Consider the following 2,885-nt stretch of genomic DNA (forward strand, 5'->3'; position numbering starts at 1 on the left):
CTCGGGTGCCACCAGCGACGGTCTGGGCATCACCGCCAGCGACCTGAAATATGTCACCGGCCTGCAGGGTGACCAGACCACCATCACCGGGTTCAACGCCGCCATCGCTTCCTATATGGGTGGCTCGTCCATCGCAGGCGCTCCGTCTGTCTTCGGCACCGGCACCGCCTTCCAGGCTGGCACCGCTGGCACAAGCCTGACCGACGCCCTCGGCCTTACCTCCAGCAGCACCGCTGGCGTCAACCCGACGACCAACGTGTTCGAAGGCTCCGGCACCCTCAAGGGTACCGGTAATGTCTCTGACATGATCGCCCAGGTGCAGGCAGCCATCAAGGCCATGACCTTCGTCACCTCGACGCTCGGCGCCAACAGCAACGTCATCAAGAACATGAGCACCTACGGCTCGACCATCTCCGACAACCTGACCAACGGCATCGGCGCCCTGACCGACGCTGACATGTCTGCCGCCAGCGCCAAGCTGACCTCACTACAGACCAAGCAGTCGCTGGCCATCAAGTCGCTGACGATCGCCAACTCGCAGTCGCAGAACATCCTGTCGCTCTTCCAGTAAGAATGACAAAAACCCTCGCCTCATGATGAGGCGAGGGTTTTCCTTGCTCTTTCCGACATCCCGGACTGCAATTCCGAACCGCTTCGGAAAGCTATTCCACAGGCCCGCTCAGAACACGCGCCGCAATAACGACAGGCGAGCCAGCCGAATCGGCGCCCGTTCGAAACGTCGCCCATTTCCCCAAAGAAAAAACCCAGGTGCCAGTAAAGCTGACAACCTGCGCATGTGGCTTGCAACTGCCGTCCTGCCCGCTGTCATCCTGACGCGCGCACTGCGTATAATCCGCGTCACTCAGCGGAATATAAATATTCGCGTTCAGCTGCGCCGTGCGACCATGAATCTGAATCGTCCCATCAACCCCCGACTTATGGCTCTGTTGCCCATTATTGACGCAGCAAGGTTCAGCACATAGATAAATTCAAGGGGATACAAATCTGACTGACGCTCCGAGACGGCAACTCTACCGGTGGAGCAGCCGACGCCTTTAAGCACACAGCCTCAGAGGCCATACATCAAAAGCCAGTATAATAGCTCATATGAGGTTATCTTTAATGAACATATCATTCATCATAACGACATATAATTCAATGCATTATATTGATAGAATCATCAATAACATAAACAACCAGTTTCTTAACCTGCATTCTTACGATGGTATCGAAATTATACTCGTGGATGATGGGTCAACAGACAATACATTAGAAGTTATACAAAAAACCTTCTCTTTACATCCATTTGTAAAAATTATATCCAATACTCAAAATTTTGGTCCTGGAAATGCCAGAAATCGTGGCTTAGATAATGCTACCGGCTGTTATGTTCTGTTTTTGGATGCAGACGATATCTATCACCCGCAACTATTCTCACTGTGTTCGCGACTGGCGCCCGAGATAAATCTAGATATCCTGATCTTTAAGGCAACCCGACTGCATTCAGTGGCAAACGTCACCACTGATATTCACTATCCTATTTTCGATAAATTCGACCCCGGCCAAGTATTCTCAGCGAAAGATATCGAAAACTCAGTGTTTGACAGTGCCACCTGGTGGTCTTGGGATCGATTGATCCGAAGGCAGTTCATTCTGGAGAACGACATAAAATTTCCAGATATACCCTCTAGTGAGGACCTGTTTTTCAATTCATCGTTATTTCTTCTGGCATCTTCGATTTCTTATATCGATGTCAAATTGATCACCTATGTAGAAAACGAGTCCAATTCCGTGAGCTCAACAAGGGAGTTTTCTGCCGAATGCTGCATCTCTGCTGTCCAGATGCTCAAGGACTTTCTCATAAGTCGAGGACTTTTTTTAGCTAGGCGAGCGGATTTTTTAAACTACCTCATTAGCTTTCTTAATTGGCATTTGGAATCAATAAACGGTGTCGCCTATTTTCAATTATTCGACGCTGTAAAATTTTTCTTTATTGAAAACATAGAAAATTCCGACGAGTTATTATATCAAGAAAAACAAACGTATGAATATTTAGTATCCGTGAATGCGCATGAATACCTTATTTTTTTAAAAAATAAGTTTTATGCCGAGAAAGATCTACTCGCCCGAGTGAACGCTTCTCTGACAAAGCAGATCAACAAACGAGCTTAGAGAAGGTGATCCATTTATTGCGCTTAAAGAACAATATACTCTCATTCGGCTCTTGACCTATTTTTTTCATATCAAGCACCTTGCCTGGATTCGATGTCAGCCGTCGAGTCGTTGACACAATATCCTCAAAATACATTAGCCATCGACAACTTCGTGAATATTCGCAAACTGTTTTCGATCAGGTCACACCGTAACATCATACGTGTCGCTTGCACCCGACCAATACTCCCTTATTTGCTCTCGCCAGGATCTGTTCAGATTGCTCTCTTCTGCTCTAGGGGTCAGGACTCATAGCCAGAACTTGACGGTTGCGTCGAGGCATATGGCTGAGAAGAAGACGGTCGGGCATCTGTCGTTGCGGGTTGCGACCCGCCGCCAGTCCTTGAGACGGCCGAACATGATCTCGATGCGGTTGCGTCTTTTTCTATTTTCGTTTGTCATATTTGACGGGTTTCCTGCGGGATTTTCGTCCTGGAATGCAGGGCTTTATACCTCTCTCTTCCAGAGTGTCCCTGAACCAGTCAGCATCATAACCTCGGTCTGCCAGCATCCACTGTGCCATAGGAAGACTGTCCAGCAGAGCAGCGGCACCGGTATAATCGCTGATCTGTCCCGCCGTCATGAAGAAGCTCAGCGGTCGTCCGTTCTGATCAGTGACTGCATGCAGCTTCGTATTCATGCCACCTTTTGTCCGTCCGATCAGGCGGCCTGGG

The 2,885-nt window shown here is 48.9% G+C and carries 2 protein-coding genes and 1 pseudogene; 2 read left to right on the forward strand and 1 reads right to left on the reverse strand.

Annotated elements, in window-relative coordinates:
• Together AA105894_RS13380 and AA105894_RS13385 are read left to right on the forward strand one after the other, a co-directional pair.
• Nucleotides 1-571: flagellin (locus tag AA105894_RS13380; RefSeq protein ID WP_267310206.1), on the forward strand; the 571-nt coding region annotated here is incomplete at its 5' end.
• 551 nt (nucleotides 572-1,122) lie between these two features.
• A complete protein-coding gene (locus AA105894_RS13385; protein WP_267312198.1) occupies nucleotides 1,123-2,172 on the forward strand; it encodes a glycosyltransferase family 2 protein in 1,050 nt (349 codons plus the stop codon).
• A 288-nt stretch (nucleotides 2,173-2,460) separates the two neighbouring features.
• Here AA105894_RS13385 and AA105894_RS13390 read toward each other — a convergent pair.
• Nucleotides 2,461-2,885 (reverse strand): annotated as a pseudogene (locus AA105894_RS13390) (IS5 family transposase); the annotation flags it as partial.

Origin of the sequence: Asaia spathodeae NBRC 105894 (assembly GCF_025994195.1) — a bacterium.
Classification (GTDB): Bacteria; Pseudomonadota; Alphaproteobacteria; order Acetobacterales; family Acetobacteraceae; genus Asaia; species Asaia siamensis.

Coding starts and splice junctions, on each gene's coding strand:
- AA105894_RS13385 (WP_267312198.1), top strand. CDS start 1,123: ATGAACATATCATTCATCATAACGACATATAATTCAATGCATTATATT.